This window comes from Pseudomonas sp. BB438 (genome assembly GCF_057180225.1).
On the sequence record NZ_CM170001.1, the window covers coordinates 4,414,943 to 4,441,175 of the forward strand.

Genomic DNA, 26,233 nt, shown 5'->3' on the forward strand with positions numbered 1-26,233 from the left:
TCGATCGGCGCGGCGGGCACTTTCGATGGATTCGCGGCGGAAAGAACAAGCCATGAAAGCAGACATCATCTTCATCCACGGAATGTGGTCGCGCCATACGGTCTGGCATGACTGGAAGCAGGCCTTCGAGGCCAGAGGGCACCGCTGCCTGGCATTCGACCTGCCAGGGCATCGGGTGCAGGGGTCGGACACATTGCTGGCCGGCGCGACACTGCAAAGCTATGTCGACGAAGTCCTCACGGTAGCCCGCCAGTTCACGCGACCGATCCTGGTTGGCCACTCGCTTGGCGGCCTGCTCGCCCAGCTTGCCGCCCAGCACCTGGATCTTGGGGGAGTGGTACTGGTGAACAGCGCGGCCCCCAGGCAGGTATTCCCACTCCGGCCCGCGATGCTGCCGGGGCTCGCCCGCCACTTCTCCCGGTGGGGGCTATGGCGGCGAACATTCAGGCTGTCCAACTGGGAAGCGGACTATCTGATCTTCAATCGCCTTCCGCCTGAGCAACGCCCGGCGTGCCGAGACCTACTGATCGCCGAATCGGGGAAAGTGGCCTATGAAGTGGGCTTCGGCGTGCTCAACCTGTCAGGCTCCAATGATGTCCGCAAGGAACTCATCACGTGTCCGATGCTGGCACTGGCAGGCGCCAGCGACCGCATCATTCCCCGCTCGGTAAGCCGCCACATGGCGCGCTGGTATGGTCAGCGCCTGGAGTACCGCGAGCTTCCCGGGCACGGACACTGGGTGCTGGGCGAGCCAGGCTGGCAAGCACTTGTCGATCAAGTGCTGGAGTGGATCGACACGGCATCACAGTCGCAAGTTCGATAGCGTCTCAGCGGGAACGCAGCAGGTGGGTGCGCAGCCGCTGTCGGGACTTACTCTCGGGGAACTGCTGCGCACGCCACTCACGCGGACTCATGCCGAACCAGCGCTGAAAGGCGCGCGAAAACGCGCTCAACTCCGAGTACCCCAGCATGGCCGCCAGTTGAGTCAGGCTGAGCGTGGAATCCCCCAGATAGCGCTGCGCCATGGATTGGCGGGTTTCATCGAGCAGCGCCTGGAACGACGTACCCTCGTCCGCCAGATAACGTTGCAGGGTGCGGGGGTGGAGTGCCATGAAGTCCGCAATTTGTTCGATGGTAGTCCGCCCGCTAGGCAGTAGGTTGCCCAACAGCTGGCGCACATGTGCCGGGAGCTCCTGAATCGACATCTGATCCAGGGAATCCAGGTGCTGCTGGATCAAGCGGTGCAACTCCTGATCACCCGAGCTGATCGGCGTCTCCAACAGACGGGCATCAAAGATCCAGGCATTGCAGCTGGCGTTGAACTGGGGTGTCAGCCCCAACAAACGGGTATAGGCCTGTACATCGCATAACGGAGCGGCCTGCAGTAGCAAGGCACGCGGCTGCCACCGGCTGCCGAGCATGGTGCGCATCAACTGCATCGCCGCCCCAACGACAAGCTCCACGATCAGGCGGTGGCTGATGACGTCCTTGGAAGTCTCCGGATCGTAATGGAAGAGCACATGCTCACCCTCCACCTCCAGGCGAATCCGAGCGACGCTGGCATGCAGATGAAAGTAGTGGCTCAACTCCCGAATGGCGGTGCCAACACTGTCGGCGTTGCGGATCAGGTAGAGCAGCGGCCCCAGGGCGCCAACCCCCTGATGCAGCCCGAAGCGCATGCTGAACAGCGGATTACCGGAGCGCTGCGTCCCAAGGGCCAGTAGCGCTGCAAATTTACGGTAAGGAATGAAGCTCTCCGGGTGATCGAGTACATCTCCCGGCAGCCCGGTCGCTCTGATCAGCTCCTGCGCACTCAGACGCTGGCTGGCAGCGAACTCGGCCAGACCATGCAGCGCAGAGGCCCGCACAAAACCTGCTGTTGGATTCATCTTGTTATCAGGCTCTTGGTGGAATCCGGCAGCCCCTCATGTCGGTGGCAGCCATATCGCGAATTGATAATCCCGCGACGTTATCTGTCAAGTTCAGCCGCTATTCACAATCAGCAGACCTCCCGTCCTGAACACGGCAGGGCGTAGCAACCAGTCGTGAAATATCAATTTTCTGTCATATAAAGTCAAATCAGCACCTAGCGCGTCGCATAGGCTCGCTTTTGCGTCGGGCAACCTTGACGCCACCACTCCCCCATTGGTCTGCCACAACACATATCGCCTTGCCATGAATGGTCCGCTCGCACGGCCGCCACGCGGCATCGCCATTCACGTTGGGGGAAAAACCAGAACAACAAGATCAGGAGCGACCATGAACCTCCGCGATAACTCCAAGCATCGCACAACGATCGCGCGTGCCGTACTGCTGGGTGGGCTGGCCCTGCTTCCCGCACTCGCAACCCAGGCTGCAACGCCCGCTCCCACGGCTGCTCAGGAGGACCAGACGGAAGCCTTCCGGGCGCTGGTCCGGGATGTCTACCAATACGCCTACCCGTTGATCCTGATGGACATCACGCGCCAGCAGATGACCAACGTGCCCGACGCCACCAGTGTGCCGCAGCGCGCGCCCATCAATCAGTTTGCGCATTACCGCGCCTACCCGGACAGCCATTCCCGCGAAGTGGTCCGCTTCAATTTCGACACGCTCTACAGCATGGCCTGGGTGGATGTCAGCAAGGAACCACAAGTCCTGACGGTCCCCGACAGCGCTGGGCGCTACTACCTCGTACCCATGCTGGACATGTGGACCGATGTATTCGCCGTCCCCGGCAGCCGCACCACAAGCGGCAAGGCAGGCCACTTTGCGCTCGCCGCCACTGACTGGAATGGAACACTGCCCGAGGGAGTGGAGCTCATTCGCACACCGACGCCAGTCATCTGGCTCATCGGGCGCACACAGACCAACGGTGCAGCCGACTATGCCTCGGTGCACAAGGTTCAGGACGAATTCCGCCTCACTCCCCTGAGCCAGTGGGGAAAGAACTACCAACCACCTGGTGGGCTTCTGGTCGATCCGACGGTGGACAACACGACACCTCCGCTTCAGCAGATCAACCGCATGACCGGCGTGGAGGTACTCACGCGCTTTGCTGAATTGCTCAGGAAGTACCCTCCCCACGCCAACGACTACCCCATCCTCCAGCGCATGCGAAGCCTTGGACTGGAGCCCGGCAAATCCTTCAACCCCAGCGCGCTGAGCGCCGAGCAACTGACGCTCATCAACAGCAGCACGCCGCAAGCGCTCGACGACATGGTCCAGGCCATCCGCAGCGGTTCGATCGGCACATTGCGCAATGGCTGGAACAGCAGCAACTCACTAGGCACTTACGGCACCGAATACCGCAGACGGGCGGCGGTCGCCCTGACCGGGCTCGGCGCGAACCTGCCCGAAGACTCCCTCTACTCCAATGCGATCACCGACGCCGACGGCAAGCCTCTGACCGGCAAGAATGCCTACGTCCTGCGTTTCGAGAAAGGGCAACTGCCACCCGTGGGGGCCTTCTGGTCGCTGACGCTTTACGACAAGGACGGCTTCCAGGTCGACAACCCCCTGGAGCGTTTCTCCCTCGGCAGCCACTCCCCGCTTCAGTACACCGCCGACGGCGCCCTGGAAATCCGTATTCAGAAAGACTCCCCGGGCAAGGAGTTCGAGGCTAACTGGCTGCCGGCACCCAGTGACGGGCTCCAGGTCATGCTGCGCATGTACTCGCCGCTGACCGAAGTCCTGACCGGCAAATGGCAGCCACCGGCCATTCGCCGCCTTGATTGATACAAGAACCGATTGACGTACTTAGGACGAAAGCATGCGCATTTTCGCAACCGTAGCAGTCTTGGGCCTGGCCTTGCCGCTGGCCGCCCAAGCCGAGCAATCACTGAGTTCTGACGAGGCCCGCGAGATCGCTCGCGAAGCCTATATCTACGCCTATCCACTTGTGCTGATGAAGATGACCAAGGACGCCAGCACCCAGGTCGAACGCCCCATCGGCCTCAAGGCCCCGATCAACCAACTGGCCCACTCCCGCGCATTCCCGGACCCGAGCTTCACCGTCGTCGTACGGCCCAACGCGGACACCCTCTACTCCGCCCTGAGCTTCGACGTGGCCAAGGAGCCGCTGGTGGTCGAAGTGCCTGAATCGGCGAACCGCTACTACCTGATGCCCTGGCTGGACGCCTGGACAGACGTCTTCGCCTCCCCCGGCACTCGCACCACCGGCAGCGCCGCGCAGAAGTTCGCTATCGTCGGCCCTCACTGGCAGGGCACTCTCCCCGCCGGCATCACCGAATACCGCAGCCCGACCGCCAATGGGCTGCTGATTGGCCGGGTACAGACCAACGGCCCTGCGGACTACGCGGCAGTGCATGCTTTCCAGAACGCCATGCGCGCCTATCCACTTAGCGCCGAAGGCACCGCCTACGTGCCGCCCAAGGGGATTGCGAATCCCAATCTCGACAAGACACCACCGCCGGACCAGATCGAGAAGATGAGCGCCGCCGCCTACTTCGAACTGTTCACCGATCTGATGAAAGACAACCCACCCCACGCCAATGACTACCCCATGCTCGATCGTCTCAAGCGGATTGGTATTGTGCCAGGGCAGGCCTTCTCCTATGCCAAAGCGCCGCCCGCCATCCAGCAGGCGCTCGATAGTGCGCCCGAGGCTGCCCTGAAGCAGATCAAGAGCGCGTTTCGCAGTTCCGGTAGCGTGGCCAATGGCTGGCGGACCAACATGACGGCCATCGGCACCTATGGCGCAGACTACCTGCACCGCGCAGGCGTGGCTTACGCCGGACTGGGTGCCAACGTCATCGAAGACGCCACCTATCCCACCGCCTTCACCGACGCCGAGGGCAAACCGCTACGTAGCGATCGTCGCTACACCCTGCATTTCAGCAAGGAGCAGTTGCCACCGGTCCGGGCCTTCTGGTCGCTCACCATGTACAACGAGCAGCAGGTTTTCAGCGCGAATCCGATTGGTCGGTACGCGTTGGGCGATCGTGACACCTTGAAGTACGGCAGCGATGGTTCGCTGGACCTGTATATCCAGCGCGAATCACCCGGCAGGGACAAGGAGAGCAATTGGCTTCCCACGCCGGCACAAGGCAACTTCTCCATGAACCTGCGCCTGTACTGGCCAGACAGCAACGCACTTGACGGCCGCTGGACGGCTCCGCCGGTCAAGCCGGTCCTCTGATCAGCCACGCCCTGCCGGGCAACGGTCCGGCAGGGCGTGCCACGCGCCTCACGCAGGCCCAGGTGATGACCCGCCTCAGAAGCGGTAACTCAGCCCCGCCAATGGTCCGGAAAGGCGCAGGTCGTAGGGCGCTCCATCCGTCTCGCGATCCAGATAGATCTGGCGGTATCCGCCGCTGAGCGACCATTTATCGTTCAGCGCATAGGTCAAGGTCGAAGCAACCTGCCAGGTTCGTTTCGAAGCATCCCCTATCTCGAAGCCCCCGCCATCCAGCCATAACACCATCCGCCAGCGTTCACTCATCTCCACGCTCGCACGAACGGCAACCAGGGGGTCGACCCAGGTGTCGCTCACGCTGAATTCGCGATCCCGTCGCGATACGCCCTCGAAGGTGACATCCAGATCACCGGAGACCAATCGCGCACCCAGGCCGGCATCCAGAGCCAGCCGCTCGCCCTGATAGAAGCTGTAGAGCCCGAAGGTCGCCAGCGAGACCAGCCTTGTACGGGTCGTCACCCCCGAGAACAGGCGCCCGTATGGCGTGTCGTTCTTCAGCGACAGATCCAGGTAGAACAGGTCGCCCACCACCGACCACTTCCCCTTGCTGGCCGCTATCGAGCCCATGAGCGCCCCCTCGAGCGAGTCCACGGCATCCGACGCGCTCAGTTCGGTTCTGGCCGCTCCAAAGGGCGTATCGACGCGGCTGGTAGTATCCGCGAACCAACCGTAGGTCGACGCCGTGACGTGCCACTCGCCGTCCTCGGCCGCAGAAGCAAGCGGTGCAAACGCCAACCCGCCGCTCAATAACAGGAACGCTCTGATAGGTCTCACTAGGTTTATGTCCTTGCTGGTATGGGCGTGCACGCAACGCTTCCCTCGGCCTCCACGCATCGATGCGTGCAATACCTGCACACCGAGCAGGCCGTGCGGCAATGCCGCGCGCCCTCAGGAAAGAACTGGCGCCGACTGGGGAGGTTGGCCAACGGGGAATCCGGATCTATGGTTGCGATAGCCAACCCGGCGAGTCTGACGAAGCACGACAAATACTTGTTAAATCCTGACACGCTGGCTCATCGGCTTCGCTCAGCGGTTGGACGCGACATCACACCGGTCTGACGGATCGGTAATGCGCGCCATGCCGCCGAAGCCGGTCCGTCACGAACAGCCCGCGCGGCAAAAAAATGGGCGCTCGAGGCGCCCTTGTTTATGTGCGAGAAGTACCAGGCTGGCGAACCAGCCCGATACCTCTCAGGGTCAACCTCAATCGTCAGACCAGGTTGACCTGTACTCCCTGCTGAATCAGCAATTCTGCATCCATGGTGGAGTGCTGGAAGCTGGTGTACATGACCCCCTCTACCTCCACCGCACTACCGCTGGCCCACTGACCCGGAGTGATGTCATTCGCCAGCATGCCGTCGAGGATGACCACGTCGCCGGCATCACCCTTGACCATCATCTGGACATCACCGCTGGTATGGAACAAGTCCATGGCGCCATGACCCAGCACATCGCCCAGTGACAACTCCAATGTGTTATCACCGTTACCGGAAATATCGAATACCTCAATTGATTTGTTCAAATCAACCAGTGCCGAAACATCCAGAAGTTGCTCTCCGCCAATCAATTGTAAAGTCTCAATACCCCCATCACTCTCGGTAAGAACCCAGTTAACACCAGGAATGCTCGGCTCTTCCTCCACAATTGTGAAAGCATGAGCGACTGGAGTTTGAACCGTAAACCAAACGGTCTGGGTCATGGCGCTACTATTACCCGCCTCATCCATGGAATAAACGAGGAAGTTGTAATTTCCGTCAACCAGCGGAGTTCTTGGCGTAAATGACCAGGTTCCGTCCTCATTAACTTTTGCTTCGCCAAGAGTCTCAAAGTTTTCTACATCAAGAATACGGATAGTGGTGCCTGGGACCGCAGCCCCGCTGAAAGTCGGCGTATTATCATCAATGATCGCACCATCCAATACAGCGCCCTTGACCTCACCCACGTCATCCGTGATCACGACCGTGGGTGCGTAGGGCGGCGGTACGGTATCCACAGTAAGGCTAAAGGTTTCGGATGTAAGCTCGCGACTGTCAGCATCGATTGAGGTGACAGTAAACCAATATTCACCGTCAGCCATGGCGCTTGGGGTATAGCTCCACTTGCCTTCGCCGTCTGCCGAGAAGCGTGCAACTTCTTCGCCGTTACGCTTGAAAACCACCGTACTGTTTGCCGACGCAGTGCCTGAAAATGTTGGCGTAGTGTCGTTGGTATGACTGCCACTGAACATTACTCCGGTGGCGTTGGCAACATCATCGGTAAAAGAATCAATGGTAGGCGGAGCCGGTACAATCACCAGTTCAACCGGATCGGACTCGACACTGGCGTTACCAGCCGGGTCCTTGTGGATCACACTGAGACTGTGCTCACCCTCCGCGAGCACCTGCTCGGGGGTAAATGCCCACTCTCCGGACTCATTGATGACCGCTTCGCCAATCACCGCGCCGTTGTCGAGGATCTGTACGGAGTCGCCAGGTTGGCCATGGCCACTCATCACTGGCTTGTTATCACTGCCCGAAAGATCACTGATGTTCACCGCATCAGGTGTTGCCGGAGCCTCGGTGTCGATGACAACGACCTGGGGGCCCGAAAGTCCGGACACGTTGCCAACCGCATCGACCGCTTCTACGGTCAGGCTGTGCTCACCTTCACCCAGTTCGGGGATGAATGACCAGGTGCCATCCAGCAGCACCACCACACTGCCGATTTCAAAGCCGCGGTCACGGATGACAACGGTGTCGCCAGGCGTACCAGTGCCGCTCAAGGTCGGAAGCGTATTGGTTGCGCCCGGTAGGGAATTGAACACCGGAGCATCAGGGGCAACTGTGTCGATCACCAGTTCAACCGGGTCGGATTCGACACTGACGTTACCAGCCGGATCCTTGATCACCACGGTCAAGCTGTGATCACCGTCGACCAAGGCAGGCTCCGGCATATACGACCATACGCCGCTCTCATCGATCACGGCTTCGCCAATCACCACGCCGTTGTCGAGGATCTGCGCAGTGTCGCCTGGCTGGCCATGGCCACTCAGGATTGGTTGATTGTTACTACCTGAGAGATCGCTGATGTGCACCGTACCAGGAACCGCCGGTGCGTCGGTGTCGATGACAATGATCTGCGAGTCCGAAAGCTCGGACACATTGCCTGCCGCATCCACAGACTCCACGGTCAGGCTGTGCTCGCCCTCACCCAGTTCCGGAGCCGGAGTGAATGACCAGATGCCGTCTTCGCCGATGGCCACGGAGCCAATCTCGATGCCGTTATCTCGGATGATGATGGTGTCACCCGGAGTACCGGAGCCGCTGAGGGTCGGGTTTTCGTTGGCGGCGCTCGGCAGTTCGTTGAAGCTCGGTGCATCTGGAGCAGCAGTGTCGATCACGATGATATTAGGCGCCGACGGCTCGGAAGTGTTGCCCGCCTTGTCCAGCGCCTCTGCGGTCAAGCGGTGTTCACCTTCCCCCAGCGCAGGGTTCGGGGTGAACGCCCAGGTGCCATCTTCGCCGACCATGACAGAGCCAATTTCTTCACCATTATCGCGAATGACAATGGTCTCGCCCGGAGTGGCGGAGCCGCTGAGGGTCGGGTTTTCGTTGGTAACACCCGGCAGCTCGTTCAGTGTCGGAGCATCAGGTGCGGCAGTGCTGATCACGATCACACTCGGTGCTGACGGTTCGGAAATGTTGCCCGCAGCGTCGACAGACTCCACGGTCAGGCTGTGTTGGCCTTCACCCAGCGCGGGTTTCGGGGTGAACGACCAGGTACCATCTTCGCTAACGATAACGGTGCCGATTTCTTCGCCATTGTCACGGATGACGATCGTTTCGCCGGCCTTCCCGGAGCCACTCAGATTCGGGTTAGCGTTGGACGCACCCGGCAGCTCGTTCAGGCTAGGAGCTTCCGGCGCTTCAGTGTCGACCTCGATGGTAATCGGCGCCGACGGCTCGGAGGCATTGCCCGCCTTGTCCACCGATTCCACGGTCAAGCGGTGTGCGCCTTCGCCAAGCGCCGGGTTCGGCGTGAACGACCAAGTGCCATCCTCGCCGGCCACGACGGAGCCAATCACTTCACCATTGTCACGGATGATGATGGTCTCACCCGGCGTGCCAGTGCCGCCCAGGGTAGGGTTCCCATTGGTAGCCGCTGGCAGGTCGTTGAGCGTCGGTGCATTCGGGGCAACGGTATCGACAATCAGCACAACCGGATCGGACTCGACACTGACATTACCCGCCGGGCCCCTGATGATGACGGAAAGACGATGCTCGCCATCGCCCAGTGCAGGGTGAGGCATAAAGCTCCAGTCGCCCGACTCGCCGATCACCACTTCGCCAATCGCCACACCATTATCACGGATCTGCACGATGTCGCCTGGGCGACCGCTTCCGCTCAGAACCGGTTGGTTACTGCGACCTGAGGCATCGCTGATGTTCACCGCTCCCGGAGTGGTCGGGAGAACGGGAGGCTGCGACGTCGGCTCAGCGGGCAATCTGGCGTCATTGCTAGTACTGCCACCACCACCGCCGCCGCCACCCGTTGCGGCAGCGAGCCCCAGCAAGCCACCCAGACCACCAAGCCAAGGGGCAAAGGTGGAGAAGAAGTCGTCAGGCGTGTTCAGCAAGCCCGGTTCAATACCGGCAGTACTCACGTCGCTCAAGGCAAGCGGCGAAGCAACGCCTTCCGGCAGGAAGACCACCTCACTCCCCCGCTCTGCACCGGCCACCATATACTGATGATAAGTAGCATCCTGAGTCAGACCAACGAGTTCGCCTTCATGCTCGAAGAAGTCCTCGATGATGAGTCGAGGGGTTTCGTGATCTTCGCCCTGGAACGATACCTGCAGGCTCTTTCCTACGCGCTTGGCCACAATATTGTCAGGCGCAAAACCATGATCGCCGGCAGCAAGAACGTACTGGCTGCCCTTGATCGCCTGGATCCGAACAGGTTTATCGGACTGCTGAGAAAGATCACGCGTTAATGTGACCGCGGAATTGCCAATTACAGAAACACTAACTTTGGTCGTCATCACTGAAATACCTTTTCGACGTGGCGCCGGGTGTCCGTCACAGCCCAAACAAGGAAAGAGCCGGCGGACTCGCCAGGACAGTTACGATTTGAACCCGTGTAGGCTAAAACCTACCCGCGCCACTCGACATAGGACTATTCCCAACCACTGTCAGAAGATACCCACAACGAAAAGGCCACCAAGGCGTAGCGACAAGCACCTCCCCCTCACTCTTGTTAAGGGCTGAGCAGACCAAACTGCGTCCCGGAGCCCGGAACTAGCACGCTGGCCGCAGCGCAGCTCCTGCGATTTCGGCCTACCGGAACCTGGAGCGCTACTTTCAACGAGCAGTATTCGGCCATTGATAGGTAATATTCAGACAGATTTAATTTCTGGAGATTTAGTTAATCGGAGCGCGTAGCACCGCCAGACAAATCTACCGTTAACGCAGGACTATTCTGGTTATATCCATCCGAGCTGATTGCGAACTTAGCTCTCACTTTCATTCCGCGTATCGCTAAAACGTCGTTGGGCAATGCCACGAAAACCTGTTTCTCAATAGGGTTCGCCGTCGTGGCCAATACCCAAATAGATCCATTGGCCAGAAGCAAGACCAAGCGTGCCTGCGGGCGCGCATCACTTGGTATTTCTCTACACTCTTCTGGTAAGCACAAATGAGTTCCGAAATTTCCTCAAACCTCTCCCACGGCGACAATATCCGCTTGCTGCAAACAGAGCCCCTGCAGATGGCGGCAACCGCAACGCTCCCAACCATCAGCATCACCCATGGCTATGACGACGCAGGCACTACCGTCGGCAATTTCTTCAGCGGCGAAACCGTGGATGACACCACGCCAACGCTGTACGGCCAGACTGTCCCCAATGGCTACGTCAGGATCTACGTGGACAATTTTGCCAAGGGCTATGTCACGGCGGATGCCTCGGGGAACTGGAGTTTCACGCTGAAAACGCTGAGTTCCGGATCGCACACCATCAAGGCCGAGTTACTGAACAGTTGGGCCAAGGACGCCGTCAGCGAGAACTTCATCATCAACGTGGGAGTCGCGGCCCCGTCGATTACCACGGTATTGGATGGCGCAGGCGTGATGACAGGGCCCGTGGGCCAGAATGGCTGGACCGACGACACACGTCCGGAAATCAGGGGGACGGCTGAAGCGGGCCACGTAGTGAAGATTTACGACGGCGCCACCCTGCTGGGCAGTACTGTGGCCGACTCGGCGGGCGTCTGGAGCTTCACGCCCAAGGCGGACATGGGCTTGGGCACGCACAACCTGGTGGCCCAGGCCGAGAATGCGCAGGGCAATGTGAGCGCCATGAGCAGCCCCTGGGTTGTCACCGTTGTCGCTCCACCCAGCATCACCCATGGCTACGACAGCGAGGGCCGTATCGTCGGCACCTTCACCAGCGGTGAGCCGGTGGATGACGTCAACCCGACACTGCACGGCAAGGCCGCGCCCAAGGGCATCGTGAAGGTCTATGTCGACAATGTCTGGCAAGGCGACGCCACAACCGACGCCTCGGGAAACTGGAGCTACAGGCTCAGCGGGCTGAGCGAGGGCTCGCACGCCGTCAGTGTCGAGCTGATGAACGGTTCGACGCTGGTGAGCAAGAGCAAGGATTTCGTCATCCTGGTCGACACCACCGCCCCAGATGCCCCGACCCTCGCCCCCCTGCCGGACGCGACCAACGAGAACCCGACCCTGGTCGGTACCGGCACGCCGGGCGAGACCATTGTCATCCGCGACAACGGCCAGGAGATCGGCACCGCCATCGTGGGTGAAGACGGCGCTTGGTCGTTCATCCCGAATCCCGTACTGGGTGAAGGCGAACACAGCCTGACGGCAGAGGCTGTGGATGAGGCGGGCAACGTTTCCCTGCCGTCGGCACCAGGTATCGTCCTGATCGATACCACCGCCCCGGAGACTCCGACCCTCAATACCCTGCCTGGCGCCACCAATGAAAACCCGATCCTGGGAGGCACCGGTACGGCAGGCGATACCGTCGTGATCCGCGACAATGGCACTGAAATTGGCTCCGCCGTGGTACGCGAAGACGGAACCTGGTCGTTTACCCCGAACCCGGCGCTGGAGGAAGGCGAGCATCGCCTGACCGTAGAAGCTGCCGATGCTGCAGGAAACGTTTCCACGCCGTCGGCACCAGGCATCGTCCTGATCGATACCACCGCACCGGATGCCCCGACCCTCAATGCCCTGCCAGGCACCACCAACAAGAACCCACCCCTGGGCGGCACCGGCGCCGCCGGCGATACCATCGTCATCCGTGACAATGGCAACAAAATCGGTACCGCCGTCGTCGATGCAAATGGCATCTGGTCCTTCACTCCCTCCCCAGCCCTGAGTGAAGGCAAGCACAGCCTGACTGCGGAGGCAGTGGACGCCGCGGGCAACGTCTCCATTTCGTCGGTGCCACGGGTCGTCCTGATCGACACCACAGCGCCGGACCAACCGGTGCTGAGCCTGGTCGATGCCACGAACGACACCACGCCAACACTCGGTGGCAGCGGTCTGCAGGTCGGCGAGCGAGTGATCGTCTATGACAACGGTATCGAGATCGGCTTCACGATCGTCGATGGCGGTGGTCGCTGGTCATTCACGCCGACCGAACCGATGAGCGAAGGCGAGCATGCCATTACCATCGTGGTGATGGATCAGGCAGGCAACGCATCGGTACCGTCGGAGCCGGAGGTCATCATCATCGACATCACGCCACCAGATCGCCCGACGCTCGAAGTGCCCGACGTAACCGCCGACACCACACCCACTCTGAATGGCGGCGGCATCGAACCAGGCGAGCGTGTGATCATCCGCGATAACGGCATCCAGATTGGAAGTGTCGTCGCGGACCGGAATGGAAACTGGTCGTATACGCCAGCCGAGCCGATGGCCGAAGGCAAACACACCATTACCATCGTCGTGGTGGATGCTGCCGGTAACGCCTCTGTGCCGTCCGAACCGGGCATCATGTTCGTGGACAGCATTGCGCCGACGCAGCGGACAACGGTCACCTACATGACCAAGGACACGGGGTTCAGCCAATCGGACCTGATAACCAATGATGGTGGTGCTGGACGCCTGGTGCAGGGAAACCTCAGTTCGGCCCTCTCCTGGGATGAACGGCTCCAGGTTTCCACAGATGGTGGCACCACCTGGCTGAACGCGTTGGTGAATGGCACTGACTGGGCCTTTCAGGACAACAATGCCCATAGCGCGAGCTGGACGATTCAGACCCGTGTAGTCGACAGGGCTGGCAATGTGGGCGTTACGGACTCCCATGCGGTCACGCTGGGGGCCTCAGCTCCTGCTGCGCCAAAATCATTGTCGATCAGTGACAAGAAAGTGACCGTTAATTTGCAGGGTTCCGTAGCAGGAGACAAGGTGCTGCTGGTTTCCGACCTGCAGCGTGCCGAGCATGTGCTGACGACGCGAGATATCAGCCTTGGCTATGTGGAATTTACACTGCCCTACCGGGCGATCACCGCTTACGCTGCTATTGAAAGCAACGCCGGGGGCATGTCCGCTTATACCCATGCTCAGCAGGTTGGCGTGGTCGACAATATTTTCACCGGCGGATATGGCTCGTACAAATTCACTGAAACCCAGATTGCCATTGGCAAGATAACGGCCACTCCTGGGCTGGCCGCAATGAACGCGTACACGAGCCAAGAGGTAGGAAATATTGAAGGCCTCATCATAGGCGGATACGGCACCAACAACGGTACGGTACAGATCGACTTCAGGTATGAAGTCCAGAACTTCAACATGGCCTTCTTATATAACGCACAATTGGGCAAGGTACGATTCCAGTTCTACGATGCGAATAATAATCTCCTGGCGGATATGGCTCACACCAATAGCAATAGCGCCAGCATAGCCTTCAAGGCAGGTACTGGCGCGCCCGCGGCTTATATGAAGATCGTGGTGACAAATGAAACCGACGGCTTCCGTATCGGCCAGATGACCGTCGATTTCGTGCCGGTCGTGCATGATCCAAGCACTCACGAAGTCGTCAAGAGCTTCAGCTATGTCGGCAATGCTGGCATTGACACCTTCGTTGTAGCAGATACCTCGGTATTCACCGGCTTCACCGGTTCGATAGTCGGAGGCAACGGGACGGATATCCTGAAATTGACCGGGGCCGGGCAAATTTTTGATCTGACAGCACTGGGCAACAAGATGAGCTCGGTCGAAGTGGTCGACATCACCGGCACGGGTAACAACACGCTCAAACTGTCCCTGAGCGATGTATTGGGTCAAGGCAGCATGGATCTGTTCCATACCAATGGCGATGTACAAATGATGATCAAGGGCAACGCCGGCGATAGCGTCATGCTGGAGGACAAGTTGTCCAATGGCATCACGCCGGGGGTTTGGGGTACAGGCGGCACGATCACGGTGGAGGGCGTCACGTACATCAGCTACCAGTACTCCACAATGGATGCAGAGCTGCTGGTACAGCAGGGAGTACAGGTCAATCTGGTGTGATGACTGGCGTTGACCTTGTGGACGTGCCGGGCTGATCCATCGTCCCGGCAGTTTTCGGTTGGATGAGACATGGGCGCCTGGAGCGCCCATTTTTCATGTTGTACGCGCCATGAAATAACGACCTGAAGCGCATGTTCGGGTGACACGTCAGTTAAATCGAGTACAGCTTCCATTCCCGGCCCAGGCGCACCTGATCAACAACTGGCGGCATCGCTCGACGCTCTCGCAGCAGAGCCGGAGCCCTCCACTTGCTGAACAACTCCGGAACAATCCAGTCTTTTGATTAGCGGGCAGCATCAGGAACAACCAGACTTACTCGAATCTCAGTGCCAACCCCCAATTGACTCTGCGCAGAAACGCTCCCACCCATCAACGAAACCAGGCTCTTGCACAAGGCAAGCCCCAGACTTGACCTTCCTTGCCCTATGCGCGTGCCATCAATGTCATAGGAGAAGGGCTCAAAGAGATTCCGTTGATCCGATGCGGAAATACCAACGCCCGTATCAACCACCTCAAATTGCACCTCGACCAATCCCTTGCCCTGTCCCCTGGCGCTAAGCCGGACAAGAACGGAACCTTCATCGGTGTAGCTGATCGCATTGTCGAGCAAGATCTGGATGATTTGCTCGAGACACCGGGAATCACACCAGACGTTCGCCTGAAGTGCCAGGTCGAAGTTGGAATTCAATTCCAACCCCTTTGATCTGGCCTTCTCACTGACAGCATCCAACTGCCGTGCAACCAGCTCTCGCAAATCGATCTCCTGCTTGATGAGCTGCACACGCCCGGCCTTTGCGCGGCAGAGCAGTTGCACATCATCCAGAACGCGCAGAAGGTTCGAAGATACCGAGCGGGCTACCAGCAGAGGCTTGTTGAGCGGGTCGGACTCGGACTGGCTCAGCCGCAGATTGATCATTGCAATGATATTCTGAAGAGGTCCCTGGATTTCTTCCGCGATGCCTCTGAGGTATTCGGTCTTGCCCTGGCTGATCACTTCAATGCGGGCATTAGTATTACGCAGGCTCCTTACCACGTCATCCTGGTCGGTAATATTGATTGAGCCACAGACGGCACCGATCAACGTTCCGTTCTTATCCCGATAAGGTTTTCCCCAGTGGCGAAGCACACAACGCCCCTGCTTCAACCTTACCTCTACATCAATTTCAAAAGCCTCGCCTTCCCTGATGGCAGCAATCAGATTGTTCTTCAGCAGTTCCGCTTCATTGGGATCAAGAAACTCCCCCATCTCACCAACCCGTTTGCCGATAATCCCCTCCATCGGCACGCCCAGAAAGTCCACCGCAGCCTGATTACAGAACAGAACGCGGGTATCGAGCGCGCGAAGGGAAACCGGGTATGGAATACCGTCAATTATGTGCCTGAGAAGCGACAGCTCTTTCTGCTGCTCCTCATCGAACTCGATCTGGGCGACCTCTGTCTTGGTGCTCTCCCCTTCGATCAGGTCATGCCGCCGCGCAATATCGACCAACTCCACCAGCGACTTGGCCTGCATCTTCTCCATCAGCCGGGTCTTGTAAGTGCTAACGGTCTTGTCGCTGATCGCCAGTTGATCAGCGATGGCGATATTGCTCATCCCCTTGGCCAGGAACTGCAGGACGCTCAACTCCCGCACCGACAACTTATCCAGCCGGACCTGTTCCGCCGTATTGACTGTCCCGAGCCTGCTGGAAGGGAAGTAGCTGGCTCCCTTGATGAGCGCGCGGACAGCCTGCAGAACTTCCTCGGAGTCCGCCTGCTTGCTGACGAAGCCAGTCGCCCCTGCGGCGAGGCAACGGCCGGCGAAGTATTCAGAATCCTGAGACGTCAGTACCAAGGTTTTTATCGGAACCCGCTGCGCTGCAAGACGCTGTATGACCTCCAGCCCACCCAGGCGCGGGATGGATAGTTCAAGGATCATGATTTCCGGCTGGAAGTCCCGCACTTGCTGGAGTGCCGCGAAACCATTGTCGGCTTCGGCAACGACTTCATGCCGATCATTCTCCAGTAAAAGGCGCAACGCTTCGCGCGTTAAGGGTTGCTCGTCGACAATCAGAATCTTGCTCATGGCGCCTCTCTCGGAATGACTATCTCTCCTTCTAGCCCAAGTTAAGTGGATACGCTTGCAGCAGAAGAAAATTTCCCGGACATGCACACGGGACACGGCAGAGCGTGCGGAAACAAGAGATGAGAGAAGACAGCGGCCCACTGCCGACGGACGACAGCGCGGCGAGAAGCAGTATCAACCGCCGATGATCTTCATGATGGTGACGCCACCGGAGAAGGCGACTTCCTGCTTGTCCGCCAGAGCGTGTACCAGCAGACGCTGCAGGGCCGGCAGGGCCTGGTGGCGCGGCTTGTCCAGCAAATCACCGACGTAGTGGCGATTGCTCGACGACAGGCAGCCGTGCAGCCAGCCGGTGGACGACAGGCGTAGGCGCGAGCAGGTACGGCAGAACGGCACGCTCTCGTTGGCGATCACGCCAAAGAAGCCCCGCCCCGGCACTTCATAGCGCAGCGCAGTAGCATCCACCGGTGCGTTGGCCTGGATATAAGGGTGATCTTCGCCGATCAGCTCCAGCAATTCCTGCATGCCGATGAACTGCTGGTTGAAAGCGTTCGGGTCGCGGGCCAGGTGTCCCATCCGCATCAACTCGATGAAGCGCAGCTCGAAGCCGTGCTCCAGGCAGTAGTCCAGCAGCGGAACAACCTGGTCGAGGTTCTGCCCGCGCAGCGGCACCATGTTGAGCTTGATCCTCAACCCTGCGGTGCGTGCTTCGTCGAGGCCCTTGAGCACGGTTGCCAGGTCACCGCCACGGGCGATGCGGCGAAAGGCATCGGCGTCCAGCGTATCGAGGGAAACATTGAGGCGGCGGATGCCGCAGTCCCGCAACAGCGGCAGCTTTTTCGACAGGAGTTGGCCGTTGGTGGTGATCGCGATGTCCTGCAGGCCAAGGCGACTGACACCATGCAGGAAGGCATCCAGCTTCGGACTGACCAGTGGCTCACCGCCGGTGACCCGCAAGCGCTCGATACCAGCGGCTTCGATCAGATACGCGACCCCACGCACCAGCGATTCGGCGGACAGCTCGTCCTGTGCGGCGACCAGACGCTTGCCGTCCGGCACGCAATAGGTGCAGGCGTAGTTGCACGCGGCGGTCAGGCTGACCCGCAGATTGCGGAAACGCCTGCCCTGGCGGTCGACGATCATGCTCGGCTCCGGTGGGAATCACTCATGCAAGTATATCCCCACCCTCACCACAAGCCCTGTCGCAACCGCGACGATGGGCAAGCTGAATGGCGACTCAGGCGGCCGGCGTATCGCCATCGCGCTTGCGCTTGTTGCCCATGCGCACGCCGATGTCCATCAGGAACTGGAAGAAGCCTTCCTGGTCCTCCAGTACATCACGCCAGAACGGCGAGTGATACAGCGCCACGGCGCCATGCACCAGCGCCCAGGCAGCGCAGTAGTGGAAGTAGGCCGGCACGTCTTCCAGCTTCCCCGCCGCGATGCGTTCCTTGATCAATTGGCTCAGCCGCTCGAAGTTGGACTCGCGGATCTTGTGCAACTCCTCGACCATCTCCGGGACCTGGCTGGTCTTCACCACCTTCTCTTCCAGGCGGTCGAACAGCCGGTAGCGCTGCGGGTCACGCATGCGGAACTCGAAGTAGGCGCGCGACAGGCGCTCCTTGTCGCGGGCGACGTCTTCGGAGTGGAACAGGTCGGCCAGATCGCGCTCGTAATCCAGCATCAGGCGCAGGTAGATCTCCGCCTTGGACTTGAAGTGCTTGTAGATGGTGCCTTTGCCGATACCCACGGCATCGGCGATCATTTCGACCGTGACACTGTCTTCGCCCTGTTCAAGGAACAGCTTGAGGGCGGTGTCGAGGATTTCCTGTTCGCGACGACGGAATTCGCGAACCTTGCGCGGCTCTTTCTGCATAAAAAGACTGTTCGGTCAAAAATAGTCAAAATTCGAAGCCGCGTATTATGCCTATTCAGCGCCAAATTGCACGGATCATCCGACATGATTAGCTTTTCTTCCGAGTTTCCCCAGCATTCCGGCCTGCGCTACCTGAACCACGCGGCGGTCGCTCCCTGGCCCAAGCGCGCCGCAGATGCCGTCTCCGCCTTCGCCCAGGAAAACATCCTGCAGGGCGCCCGCGATTACCCGCAGTGGCTGACCATCGAAAAGCGTCTGCGTGAGCGCCTGATGCGCCTTGTCGGCGCCCGGACCACCGGCGATATCGCGCTGGTGAAAAACACCTCCGAGGCGCTGTCGTTCGTCGCCTTCGGACTGGACTGGCGCGCCGGCGACCAGGTGGTGATCAGCGACCAGGAGTTCCCCTCCAACCGCGTCGTCTGGGAAGCGCTGAAGCCACGCGGCGTAGAGGTCATTCAGGTGAGCCTGGACGGAAACGACCCGGAAGGCGATCTGCTGGCCGCCTGCACACCACGGACTCGCCTGCTGTCGATCAGCGCCGTTCAGTACGCCAGCGGTCTGCGCATGGACCTGGAGCGCCTCGGCGCCGGCTGCCGACAGCGCGGGGTGCTGTACTGCATCGATGCCATCCAGCAACTGGGCGCTTTGCCCTTCGATGTCCAGGCCTACGACTGCGCCTTCGCCATGGCCGACGGGCACAAATGGATGCTCGGCCCGGAAGGTCTGGGGGTGTTCTATTGCCGCGCCGCCGAGCGCGAGCAACTGGCGCTGCAGGAGTATGGCTGGCACATGCTGGAAAACGCCGGCAACTACGACCTGGCCGCCTGGCAGCCGGCGCGCAGCGCTCGCCGCTTCGAGTGCGGCAGCCCGAACATGCTCGGCGCGGTGGCCCTGGAAGCCAGCCTCAGCCTGCTGGAAGAGGTGGGCATGCCGACCGTGGGCGAACGGGTGCAGGCGCGCGTCCAGCAACTGCACGACGGACTCGAGCGAATCGGCGGCGCGTCATTGCATAGTCCGCAGGACCCGGCGCGTCGCGCTGGCATCCTGACCTTCAGCCTCGCCAGCTGGGACAATACCCGGCTGCTGGAGCGCCTGCGCGCCGAGCAGGTGGTATGCATCCAGCGTGGCGCCGGTATCCGCTTCTCGCCGCACTTCTACACCAGCGAGGCGGTAATCGAGGAAACCCTGGAGCTGATCGGGGCTCTGGCAGGGCAATAACGCAGGCGCGACCGAGAAAGCTGCTCAGCCCGGTGTGATGTATTCCAAATCCGTTTAAAAAACCCCGGGCACCCTGTGGCAGCCGCCGCATCTTGACCAATACTTGTAGATACCGGTGCGCGGCATCTCCCCCCAAGTGCCCCGCCGGTGAAGGTACCGAGGATCGCGTACCTTATTGTTACACTCCTAATGGTCTTGACCCGGATTCATCCCCCAGAACCCGGGTTTTTTTTGCGCGCAGGAAATGTATCCGCGCCGATGCAATCAGGTCGCGAGCGGGAACAGCCGGTGGAAGTTGGCGGTGGTCTGCTCGGCCAAGGTCTCGAAGCTCACCCCGCGCAGCACGGCGAGGTACTCGGCGACGTCGCGCACGTACTCTGGCAGGTTCGGCTTGCCACGGTGAGGCACAGGCGCTAGATAGGGCGAATCGGTTTCCACCAGCAGGCGATCCACCGGCACCTGGCGTGCCACTTCGCGCAACTGCTCGGCATTGCGGAAGGTGACGATGCCCGAGAGCGAGATGTAGAAGCCGATATCCAGCGCCGCCTTGGCCATCTCCCAGTCCTCGGTGAAACAATGCAGCACGCCAGCCTGCGGCAGTGCCGCCTCGCGCAGCAGCGCCAGGGTATCGGCGCGCGCTTCGCGGGTATGCACGATGACCGGCTTGCCGGTCACCCTGGCGGCCTCCAGGTGCAGGCGGAAGGCTTCCTGCTGCAGCTCGGCGGCTTCGGGCTCGTAGTGATAGTCCAGGCCGGTCTCGCCGATGGCCACTACACGCGGGTGGTTCAGCTCGCCCAGCAGCCAGTCCAGCGCAGGCGCAGCGCCCGGCTCCAGATCCAGCGGGTGGACGCCCACCGAGCAATGCACATCAGCGTAACGATCAGCCAGGTCCTTCACTGCCTTGGCGTTGTCCGCGCTGACGCCGATGCACAGGAACTGGCTGACGCCGCGCGCACGGGCAGCGTCCAGCGCCGCATCCAGCGACCCGTCGTGGGCGGCGAGATCGAGACGATCGAGGTGGCAGTGGGAATCGACCAACATGAAAACACTCTCCGGAAAATGACGAAGCGCCCCTGAGGGCGCTTCGTGCTTGCAGCCTGTATAGGCTGCGCATTCTACAGGGTATGAGCTACATGGTATGGGTCGGGCGGTCCGACTTCAGCGCGCCAGCGAGGTAGGTCTCGATCTTGTTGCGCGCCGTGTTGTCGCCATCGTTGAACTGCACACCGATGCCGGCCGCGCGGTTGCCCTGGGCGCCTTTCGGGGTAATCCAGACCACCTTGCCGGCGACTGGGATTTTCTCCGGCTCATCCATCAGGTTGAGCAGCATGAAGACCTCATCGCCCAGCTTGTAGGTCTTGTTGGTCGGAATGAACAGCCCGCCATTGCGGATGAACGGCATGTAGGCGGCATACAGCACGGATTTGTCCTTGATGGTCAGGGACAGGATTCCGTTACGCGGACCCAGATTTGGTGGCAAGCTCATTCAGCTGTCCTGGCAGAATTTTCCGATGGCCGGATTCTAGCCCGGCCCGGGGAGACTTGCCCACTGTACGAGCAAGGCTTCGAGAAGCAAGGCACGGTTCAGGTTGGCTTTATTGAGGACTTTCTGCCGTTGCAGCAGCAGCCAGTCCTGCATCGCCAGCACCTTGGGCTGCGTCGATTTGTCAGCGAGATACTGCACGACCTTGCGCATGTCGGTCAGACCCAGCCCCTCTTCGTCGCGGGCCAACTGATAGCGCAGGACCAACAGCGACCAGTCGCAAAACCAGTCGAACAGCAGCTGCAAAGGTACGCCGTTCCAGCTTTCTGCCAGCTGACCTGGCGCAACCTGCTGCTTGAGCAGCTTCTTGACCCCCTCCACCACCTGCACGCGCTGCTCGCGCACGCCCTGCCCCTGCAGGCGCAATGCGGTGAGCGGCGATCCACCGGCCAGCACCAGCAACTCGTCCAGCGCCTCCGTCGATTCCCCGGGCAGCGAGCCTGCCAGCCAGGCTCGCGCCTGCTCGGTGGTCGGCTGTGGACAGGCCTGCTGCACGCAGCGGCTCTTGATGGTCGGCAGCAGTCGGCTGGGCTGATGGCTGATCAACAACAGTACCGTGTCGCCGGACGGCTCTTCCAGGCTTTTCAGCAGCGCGTTGGCCGCGTTGAGGTTCATGGCCTCGGCCGGCTCCAGGAGCACGACCTTGCGCCCGCCCAACTGGGCGGTCTGCACCACGAACTGCACCAACTCGCGGACCTGGTCGACGCGGATGGGCTTCTCCGGCTCTTCCGGCTCCAGCAGGAAGTAATCCGGGTGCGTGCCAGCCGCGAGCAGTTGGCAGGCCTTGCACTGCCCGCACGCCTTGCCGGCGTCGGGCCGTTGGCAGAGCAGCAGATGCACGAGATGCTCTGCCAGCACACGCTTGCCGATGCCTGCCGGCCCGTGCAGCAGATAGGCATGGGCGTGGCGTGGGCGGCTACTGAGCTGCTGCCAGAGGCCCTGCTGCCAGGGATAGATGTCAGCCATGCAGGCGCTCCAGCAAGGTCGGCAACAGGCTATCCAGGTCACGCTGCACCTCGACCAGCGTCTGCGCGGCATCAAGGACGTGATATCGAGCCGGTTCGGCACGAGCACGATCCAGGTAGGTATTTCGCACTGCTTCGAAGAACGTGCGGCCTTCCCGCTCGAAACGATCCAGCCGGCCACGCGCAGCCGCACGGGACAGGCCGATTTCCACCGGCAGATCGAACACCAGGGTCAGGTCCGGACGCAGGCCGCCCTGGACGAAACGCTCCAGTTGCGCGATGCGCTCGACCGGTAGGCCACGACCGCCGCCCTGATAGGCATAGGTTGCGTCGGTAAATCGATCGCACAGCACCACGGCGCCACGTTCGAGAGCGGGACGGATCACCTCGGCGATATGCTGGGCACGAGCGGCGAAGACCAGCAGCAGCTCGGTGTCCACTGCCATCTTCTCGTCACTCGGGTCGAGCAGCAATTCGCGGATACGCTCTGCCAACGGCGTGCCGCCGGGCTCGCGGGTCAGCTGGACCTCAATACCGCGCTCGCGCAGGCGCTCGGCCAGGTATTCGCGGTTGGTGCTCTTGCCCGCGCCTTCGGGGCCTTCCAGGGTGATGAACAGGCCGGTCACTCGGCTCACTCCTTGTATTGTCGGGCTATTTCGCCGCCGGGACATCGCCGGCTGGCGCATCCGCTGCAGGCGTCGGCGTCGACAGCGGAACGGGCGCCGGACTGGAACGGTAGTCGGCGCGGCGCTTGATCTGGAATTCCTGGACGGCCTTGTTGTGGTCGTCGAGGTTGTCGGAGAAGGTATGGCTGCCATCGCCGCGCGCAACGAAGTACAGGCTTTGCCCTTGCGCCGGATTGAGCGCGGCATGGATCGCTTCGCGGCCGGGCAGCGCAATGGGTGTCGGCGGCAGGCCGGCAACCACATAGGTGTTGTACGGCGTTGGCGTGCGCAGGTCGGCGCGGGTGATCTTGCCGGCGTAGCGTTCGCCCATGCCGTAGATGACGGTCGGGTCGGTCTGCAACAGCATGTTCTTCTGCAGGCGGCGCACGAAGACGCCGGCGATCTGCCCGCGTTCCTGGGGAACGCCGGTTTCCTTCTCCACCAGCGACGCCATGATCAGCGCCTGGTAGGAGTCCTTGTAGGGCAGGTCGTCACTGCGCTTGTCCCACTCCTCGGCCAGGATCGTGTCCATGCGCTGGAACGCGTGCTTCAGGATGTCGACGTCCTTGGTGCCGCGGACGAAGCGGTAAGTGTCAGGGAAGAAGCGGCCTTCCGGGAAGACCCCGGGCTTGCCCAGCTTCGCCATCACCTCGGCATCGCTGAGGCCGTTCAGGGTCTGGTCCAGCTTGGGCTGACGGGCGAGCAGCTCGCGCACCTGATGGAAGTTCCAGCCTTCCACGAGAGTAAGGCCGTACTGCACCACATCGCCCTCACGCCACAGGTCGAGCAACTGGGCAGCGGTCATGCCGGGCGTCAGGCGATATTCGCCCGTGTGGAGCGCCTCACCGGCCAAGTTGAAACGCCAGTACAGGCGCAGCCAGAAGCCACCGTGCAGGACGTCTTCGTCCTCCAGGCGGGTCAGCAGACGGCCGGGGGTGGCGCCGACAGGAGCGTCAAGTAGACGCTCTTCGGTGAGTTGGAGCGGTTGCTGCAGCGCACGGTGCTGCTCCCAGGCAGCCAGGCCCAGCAACAGCCCGGCCAGCAACAGGCCGCCTTCCAGCAGCACCAGCAATTTGCGCATCACGTATCAGAAATCCAGAAGTTCGCGAAGTTGGCCCTGCAGTTTACGGGTCAGCGGCCCGACCGGCCAAGCGTGCTCGGCAGCGCCGCGCACCGGCCAGATACCGTAGAGGCTGTTGCAGAGAAAGACCTCGTCGGCCTGTGCCAGTTCGCCGTGCTCGATGTCACGCACGATGACCGGCACACCCAGCGCGCGGGCGCGCTCCATGACTTCCGCACGCATCACGCCGGCAACGCCACAGCGGCTGAGCTCGGCCGTGATCAGTTCGCCCTCCCTCACCAGGAACAGGTTGCTGAACACGCCTTCGACGATACGTCCGGAAACATCACGCATCAAACCTTCGGCGAAAGCGACGTCCGTCCATTCGGCACGGGCCAGCACCTGTTCAAGGCGATTGAGGTGTTTGAGACCAGCCAGCAATGGCTGCTCAGCCAAGCGCGTGGTGCAAGGGAAAAGCCTCACGCCCTCCTGCCAGTGCTTCGCCGGATAAGCCGGCGCCGGCGAGGCCAGCAGCAGGCGGCGCACTTGGGCATCGGCCTGCGGTGCATAGCCGCGCGCGCCCTCGCCACGGGTCAGCATCAGCTTGGCAACGCCATCACCGAGCAAGGCGGAGAAACGCAGGAGTTCGTCTTCGACGAGATCGAGAGAGACTGGCAGGGACAGGCGTCGAACGCCCTCCTCCAGCCTCGCCCGATGGCGTGCCAGCAGGCGCGGACGGCCTGCGGACACGCGGATGGTCTCGAACAACCCGTCACCGTAGGCCAGTCCGCGATCTCGCGCGGACAGGGCCTCGGCACTCTGGCCGTCGATCCAGCTCAGCATCAGCCGTGGAACCGGCGGAACACCAGGGAGCCGTTGGTACCACCGAAGCCGAAGGAGTTGGACAAAGCGACGTCAATTGGACGCTCCTTGGCCTGATGGGCGACCAGGTCGAGGTCGCAGCCTTCGCTGGGGTTATCCAGGTTGATGGTCGGCGGGGCAACCTGATCACGCAATGCGAGCACGCAGAAGATCGCCTCGACCGCACCGGCAGCACCCAGCAGGTGGCCTGTCATGGACTTGGTGGAGCTCATCGACAGCTGGTAGGCGTGGTCGCCGAAAATCGACTTCACCGCGGCGATTTCCGCGATGTCGCCGGCCGGCGTCGAGGTGCCGTGGGCATTGATGTAGTCGACCTGCTCAGGGTTCAGCCCGGCATCGCGCAGCGCGGCTTTCATGCAGCGGGCAGCACCGGCGCCATCTTCCGGCGGAGCGGTCATGTGGAAAGCGTCACCGCTCATGCCGAAGCCGACGACTTCAGCATAGATGCGCGCACCACGAGCCTTGGCGTGCTCCAGTTCTTCCAGTACCAGCGCGCCTGCGCCGTCGGAAAGTACGAAGCCGTCGCGGTCCTGGTCCCACGGACGGCTGGCCTTGGTCGGCTCGTCGTTACGGGTGGACAGTGCGCGAGCGGCGCCGAAGCCGCCCAGGCCAAGACCACAAGCCGCCATCTCGGACCCACCGGCTACCATCACGTCAGCGTCGCCGTAGGCGATGTTGCGCGCGGCCATGCCGATGTTGTGGGTGCCGGTGGTGCAAGCGGTGGTGATGGCGTAGTTGGGCCCCTGCAGACCGAGGTTGATCGACAGGAACCCGGAAACCATGTTGATGACCGAGCCAGGGACAAAGAATGGCGAGATGCGCCGCGGCCCCTGCTCGAACAGCGAACGACAGGTGTTTTCGATGTTGGTCAGCCCCCCGATACCCGAACCGATGGCAACGCCGATGCGCTCCCGGTTGGCGTCGGTGACTTCCAGGCCGGAATCGCGCACCGCCTGGTAGCTGGCAGCCAGGCCGTACTGGATGAACAGGTCGAGTTTGCGAGCTTCCTTGGCGGACATGTATTGCTCGACGTCGAACCCTTTCACCGAGCCGCCGAAACGGGTCGCAAAGGCGGACAGGTCCATGTGTTCGATCGGGGCGATACCGCTGCGCCCGGCGAGAATGCCTTCCCAACTGCTCGGCACATCCACACCCAGGGGCGACAACATACCCATGCCGGTGATGACTACGCGTCTACGCGACACTGTGACTTCCTCTCATACGTTTCACGGCAATAACG

General features: G+C 61.1%; 18 protein-coding genes and 1 pseudogene. 5 read left to right on the forward strand and 14 right to left on the reverse strand.

What is annotated here, in order from left to right:
• Positions 1 to 52: 52 nt before the first annotated feature.
• Positions 53 to 823 carry an alpha/beta hydrolase gene (locus tag AC1ZV1_RS20200; RefSeq protein WP_484293315.1) on the forward strand — a complete coding sequence of 257 codons (771 nt, stop codon included), beginning with the start codon at positions 53 to 55 and terminating at the stop codon, positions 821 to 823.
• Positions 824 to 827: 4 nt separating this feature from the next.
• Here the strand turns inward: AC1ZV1_RS20200 and AC1ZV1_RS20205 are convergent, their stop codons facing one another.
• Positions 828 to 1,889, reverse strand: a complete 1,062-nt coding sequence (locus tag AC1ZV1_RS20205; RefSeq protein ID WP_484293316.1) for an AraC family transcriptional regulator — start codon at positions 1,887 to 1,889, stop codon at positions 828 to 830.
• A gap of 370 nt (positions 1,890 to 2,259) precedes the next feature.
• On the opposite strand from AC1ZV1_RS20205, the gene AC1ZV1_RS20210 reads away from it, so the two are divergent.
• On the forward strand, positions 2,260 to 3,717 hold the full coding sequence (locus AC1ZV1_RS20210; RefSeq protein WP_484293317.1) for a DUF1254 domain-containing protein: 1,458 nt from the start codon (positions 2,260 to 2,262) through the stop codon (positions 3,715 to 3,717).
• A gap of 34 nt (positions 3,718 to 3,751) precedes the next feature.
• Positions 3,752 to 5,140, forward strand: coding sequence for a DUF1254 domain-containing protein (locus tag AC1ZV1_RS20215; RefSeq protein WP_484293318.1), 1,389 nt, complete (start codon positions 3,752 to 3,754; stop codon positions 5,138 to 5,140).
• A gap of 75 nt (positions 5,141 to 5,215) precedes the next feature.
• Here the strand turns inward: AC1ZV1_RS20215 and AC1ZV1_RS20220 are convergent, their stop codons facing one another.
• Entirely contained in the window at positions 5,216 to 6,004 is a 789-nt protein-coding gene (locus AC1ZV1_RS20220) for a hypothetical protein (protein ID WP_484293319.1), read from the reverse strand.
• 403 nt (positions 6,005 to 6,407) lie between these two features.
• Positions 6,408 to 10,217 carry an Ig-like domain-containing protein gene (locus AC1ZV1_RS20225; protein ID WP_484293320.1) on the reverse strand — a complete coding sequence of 1,270 codons (3,810 nt, stop codon included), beginning with the start codon at positions 10,215 to 10,217 and terminating at the stop codon, positions 6,408 to 6,410.
• Positions 10,218 to 10,870: 653 nt separating this feature from the next.
• Between AC1ZV1_RS20225 and AC1ZV1_RS20230 the strand changes: the two genes are divergently transcribed.
• Positions 10,871 to 14,719, forward strand: coding sequence for an Ig-like domain-containing protein (locus tag AC1ZV1_RS20230; RefSeq protein ID WP_484293321.1), 3,849 nt, complete (start codon positions 10,871 to 10,873; stop codon positions 14,717 to 14,719).
• Between the two features lie 283 nt (positions 14,720 to 15,002).
• Here AC1ZV1_RS20230 and AC1ZV1_RS20235 read toward each other — a convergent pair whose 3' ends face one another.
• From AC1ZV1_RS20235 to AC1ZV1_RS20250, 4 genes and pseudogenes are all read right to left on the reverse strand, one after another.
• Complete coding sequence (locus tag AC1ZV1_RS20235; RefSeq protein WP_484297592.1) at positions 15,003 to 16,199, reverse strand: PAS domain-containing sensor histidine kinase; 1,197 nt, start codon at positions 16,197 to 16,199, stop codon at positions 15,003 to 15,005.
• A pseudogene (locus AC1ZV1_RS20240) lies at positions 16,176 to 16,784 on the reverse strand (response regulator); the annotation flags it as partial. The pseudogene AC1ZV1_RS20240 and the gene AC1ZV1_RS20235, both read right to left, overlap by 24 nt.
• 174 nt (positions 16,785 to 16,958) lie before the next feature.
• On the reverse strand, positions 16,959 to 17,927 hold the full coding sequence (locus AC1ZV1_RS20245; RefSeq protein WP_484293322.1) for a GTP 3',8-cyclase MoaA: 969 nt from the start codon (positions 17,925 to 17,927) through the stop codon (positions 16,959 to 16,961).
• A 94-nt stretch (positions 17,928 to 18,021) separates the two neighbouring features.
• A complete protein-coding gene (locus AC1ZV1_RS20250) occupies positions 18,022 to 18,660 on the reverse strand; it encodes a TetR/AcrR family transcriptional regulator (RefSeq protein WP_017517621.1) in 639 nt (212 codons plus the stop codon).
• An 84-nt stretch (positions 18,661 to 18,744) separates the two neighbouring features.
• Between AC1ZV1_RS20250 and AC1ZV1_RS20255 the strand changes: the two genes are divergently transcribed.
• A complete protein-coding gene (locus AC1ZV1_RS20255; protein WP_484293323.1) occupies positions 18,745 to 19,878 on the forward strand; it encodes an aminotransferase class V-fold PLP-dependent enzyme in 1,134 nt (377 codons plus the stop codon).
• Positions 19,879 to 20,142: 264 nt separating this feature from the next.
• On the opposite strand, the gene AC1ZV1_RS20260 is transcribed toward AC1ZV1_RS20255, so the two are convergent.
• The 7 genes from AC1ZV1_RS20260 to fabF all read right to left on the reverse strand — a co-directional run bounded on the left by AC1ZV1_RS20260 (position 20,143) and on the right by fabF (position 26,198).
• Complete coding sequence (locus tag AC1ZV1_RS20260; RefSeq protein WP_484293324.1) at positions 20,143 to 20,919, reverse strand: TatD family hydrolase; 777 nt, start codon at positions 20,917 to 20,919, stop codon at positions 20,143 to 20,145.
• 88 nt (positions 20,920 to 21,007) lie between these two features.
• Positions 21,008 to 21,364, reverse strand: coding sequence for a PilZ domain-containing protein (locus AC1ZV1_RS20265; RefSeq protein WP_009621447.1), 357 nt, complete (start codon positions 21,362 to 21,364; stop codon positions 21,008 to 21,010).
• A gap of 36 nt (positions 21,365 to 21,400) precedes the next feature.
• Positions 21,401 to 22,387 carry a DNA polymerase III subunit delta' gene (locus AC1ZV1_RS20270; protein WP_484293325.1) on the reverse strand — a complete coding sequence of 329 codons (987 nt, stop codon included), beginning with the start codon at positions 22,385 to 22,387 and terminating at the stop codon, positions 21,401 to 21,403.
• Positions 22,380 to 23,012, reverse strand: a complete 633-nt coding sequence (gene tmk / locus AC1ZV1_RS20275; RefSeq protein WP_484293326.1) for a dTMP kinase — start codon at positions 23,010 to 23,012, stop codon at positions 22,380 to 22,382. The genes AC1ZV1_RS20270 and tmk overlap by 8 nt, the downstream gene beginning before the upstream one ends.
• A gap of 25 nt (positions 23,013 to 23,037) precedes the next feature.
• Positions 23,038 to 24,132: an endolytic transglycosylase MltG gene (gene mltG, locus AC1ZV1_RS20280; protein ID WP_484297593.1), complete on the reverse strand. Its 1,095-nt coding sequence runs from the start codon at positions 24,130 to 24,132 to the stop codon at positions 23,038 to 23,040.
• Between the two features lie 6 nt (positions 24,133 to 24,138).
• The gene (gene pabC / locus AC1ZV1_RS20285) at positions 24,139 to 24,954 is read right to left on the reverse strand and encodes an aminodeoxychorismate lyase (RefSeq protein ID WP_484293327.1); all 816 of its coding nucleotides are present in this window, start codon (positions 24,952 to 24,954) and stop codon (positions 24,139 to 24,141) included.
• On the reverse strand, positions 24,954 to 26,198 hold the full coding sequence (fabF, locus tag AC1ZV1_RS20290) for a beta-ketoacyl-ACP synthase II (RefSeq protein ID WP_484293328.1): 1,245 nt from the start codon (positions 26,196 to 26,198) through the stop codon (positions 24,954 to 24,956). Before fabF ends, pabC begins: the two co-directional genes overlap by 1 nt.
• Positions 26,199 to 26,233 lie beyond the last annotated feature (35 nt).

Excerpts from the sequence above, each read along its gene's own strand:
- AC1ZV1_RS20200 (WP_484293315.1), top strand. The coding sequence starts at position 53 with ATGAAAGCAGACATCATCTTCATCCACGGAATGTGGTCGCGCCATACG.
- AC1ZV1_RS20205 (WP_484293316.1), bottom strand. The coding sequence starts at position 1,889 with ATGAATCCAACAGCAGGTTTTGTGCGGGCCTCTGCGCTGCATGGTCTG.
- AC1ZV1_RS20210 (WP_484293317.1), top strand. The coding sequence starts at position 2,260 with ATGAACCTCCGCGATAACTCCAAGCATCGCACAACGATCGCGCGTGCC.
- AC1ZV1_RS20215 (WP_484293318.1), top strand. The coding sequence starts at position 3,752 with ATGCGCATTTTCGCAACCGTAGCAGTCTTGGGCCTGGCCTTGCCGCTG.
- AC1ZV1_RS20225 (WP_484293320.1), bottom strand. The coding sequence starts at position 10,217 with ATGACGACCAAAGTTAGTGTTTCTGTAATTGGCAATTCCGCGGTCACA.
- AC1ZV1_RS20230 (WP_484293321.1), top strand. The coding sequence starts at position 10,871 with ATGAGTTCCGAAATTTCCTCAAACCTCTCCCACGGCGACAATATCCGC.
- AC1ZV1_RS20245 (WP_484293322.1), bottom strand. The coding sequence starts at position 17,927 with ATGATCGTCGACCGCCAGGGCAGGCGTTTCCGCAATCTGCGGGTCAGC.
- AC1ZV1_RS20250 (WP_017517621.1), bottom strand. The coding sequence starts at position 18,660 with ATGCAGAAAGAGCCGCGCAAGGTTCGCGAATTCCGTCGTCGCGAACAG.
- AC1ZV1_RS20255 (WP_484293323.1), top strand. The coding sequence starts at position 18,745 with ATGATTAGCTTTTCTTCCGAGTTTCCCCAGCATTCCGGCCTGCGCTAC.
- AC1ZV1_RS20260 (WP_484293324.1), bottom strand. The coding sequence starts at position 20,919 with ATGTTGGTCGATTCCCACTGCCACCTCGATCGTCTCGATCTCGCCGCC.
- AC1ZV1_RS20265 (WP_009621447.1), bottom strand. The coding sequence starts at position 21,364 with ATGAGCTTGCCACCAAATCTGGGTCCGCGTAACGGAATCCTGTCCCTG.
- AC1ZV1_RS20270 (WP_484293325.1), bottom strand. The coding sequence starts at position 22,387 with ATGGCTGACATCTATCCCTGGCAGCAGGGCCTCTGGCAGCAGCTCAGT.
- mltG (WP_484297593.1), bottom strand. The coding sequence starts at position 24,132 with ATGCGCAAATTGCTGGTGCTGCTGGAAGGCGGCCTGTTGCTGGCCGGG.
- pabC (WP_484293327.1), bottom strand. The coding sequence starts at position 24,954 with ATGCTGAGCTGGATCGACGGCCAGAGTGCCGAGGCCCTGTCCGCGCGA.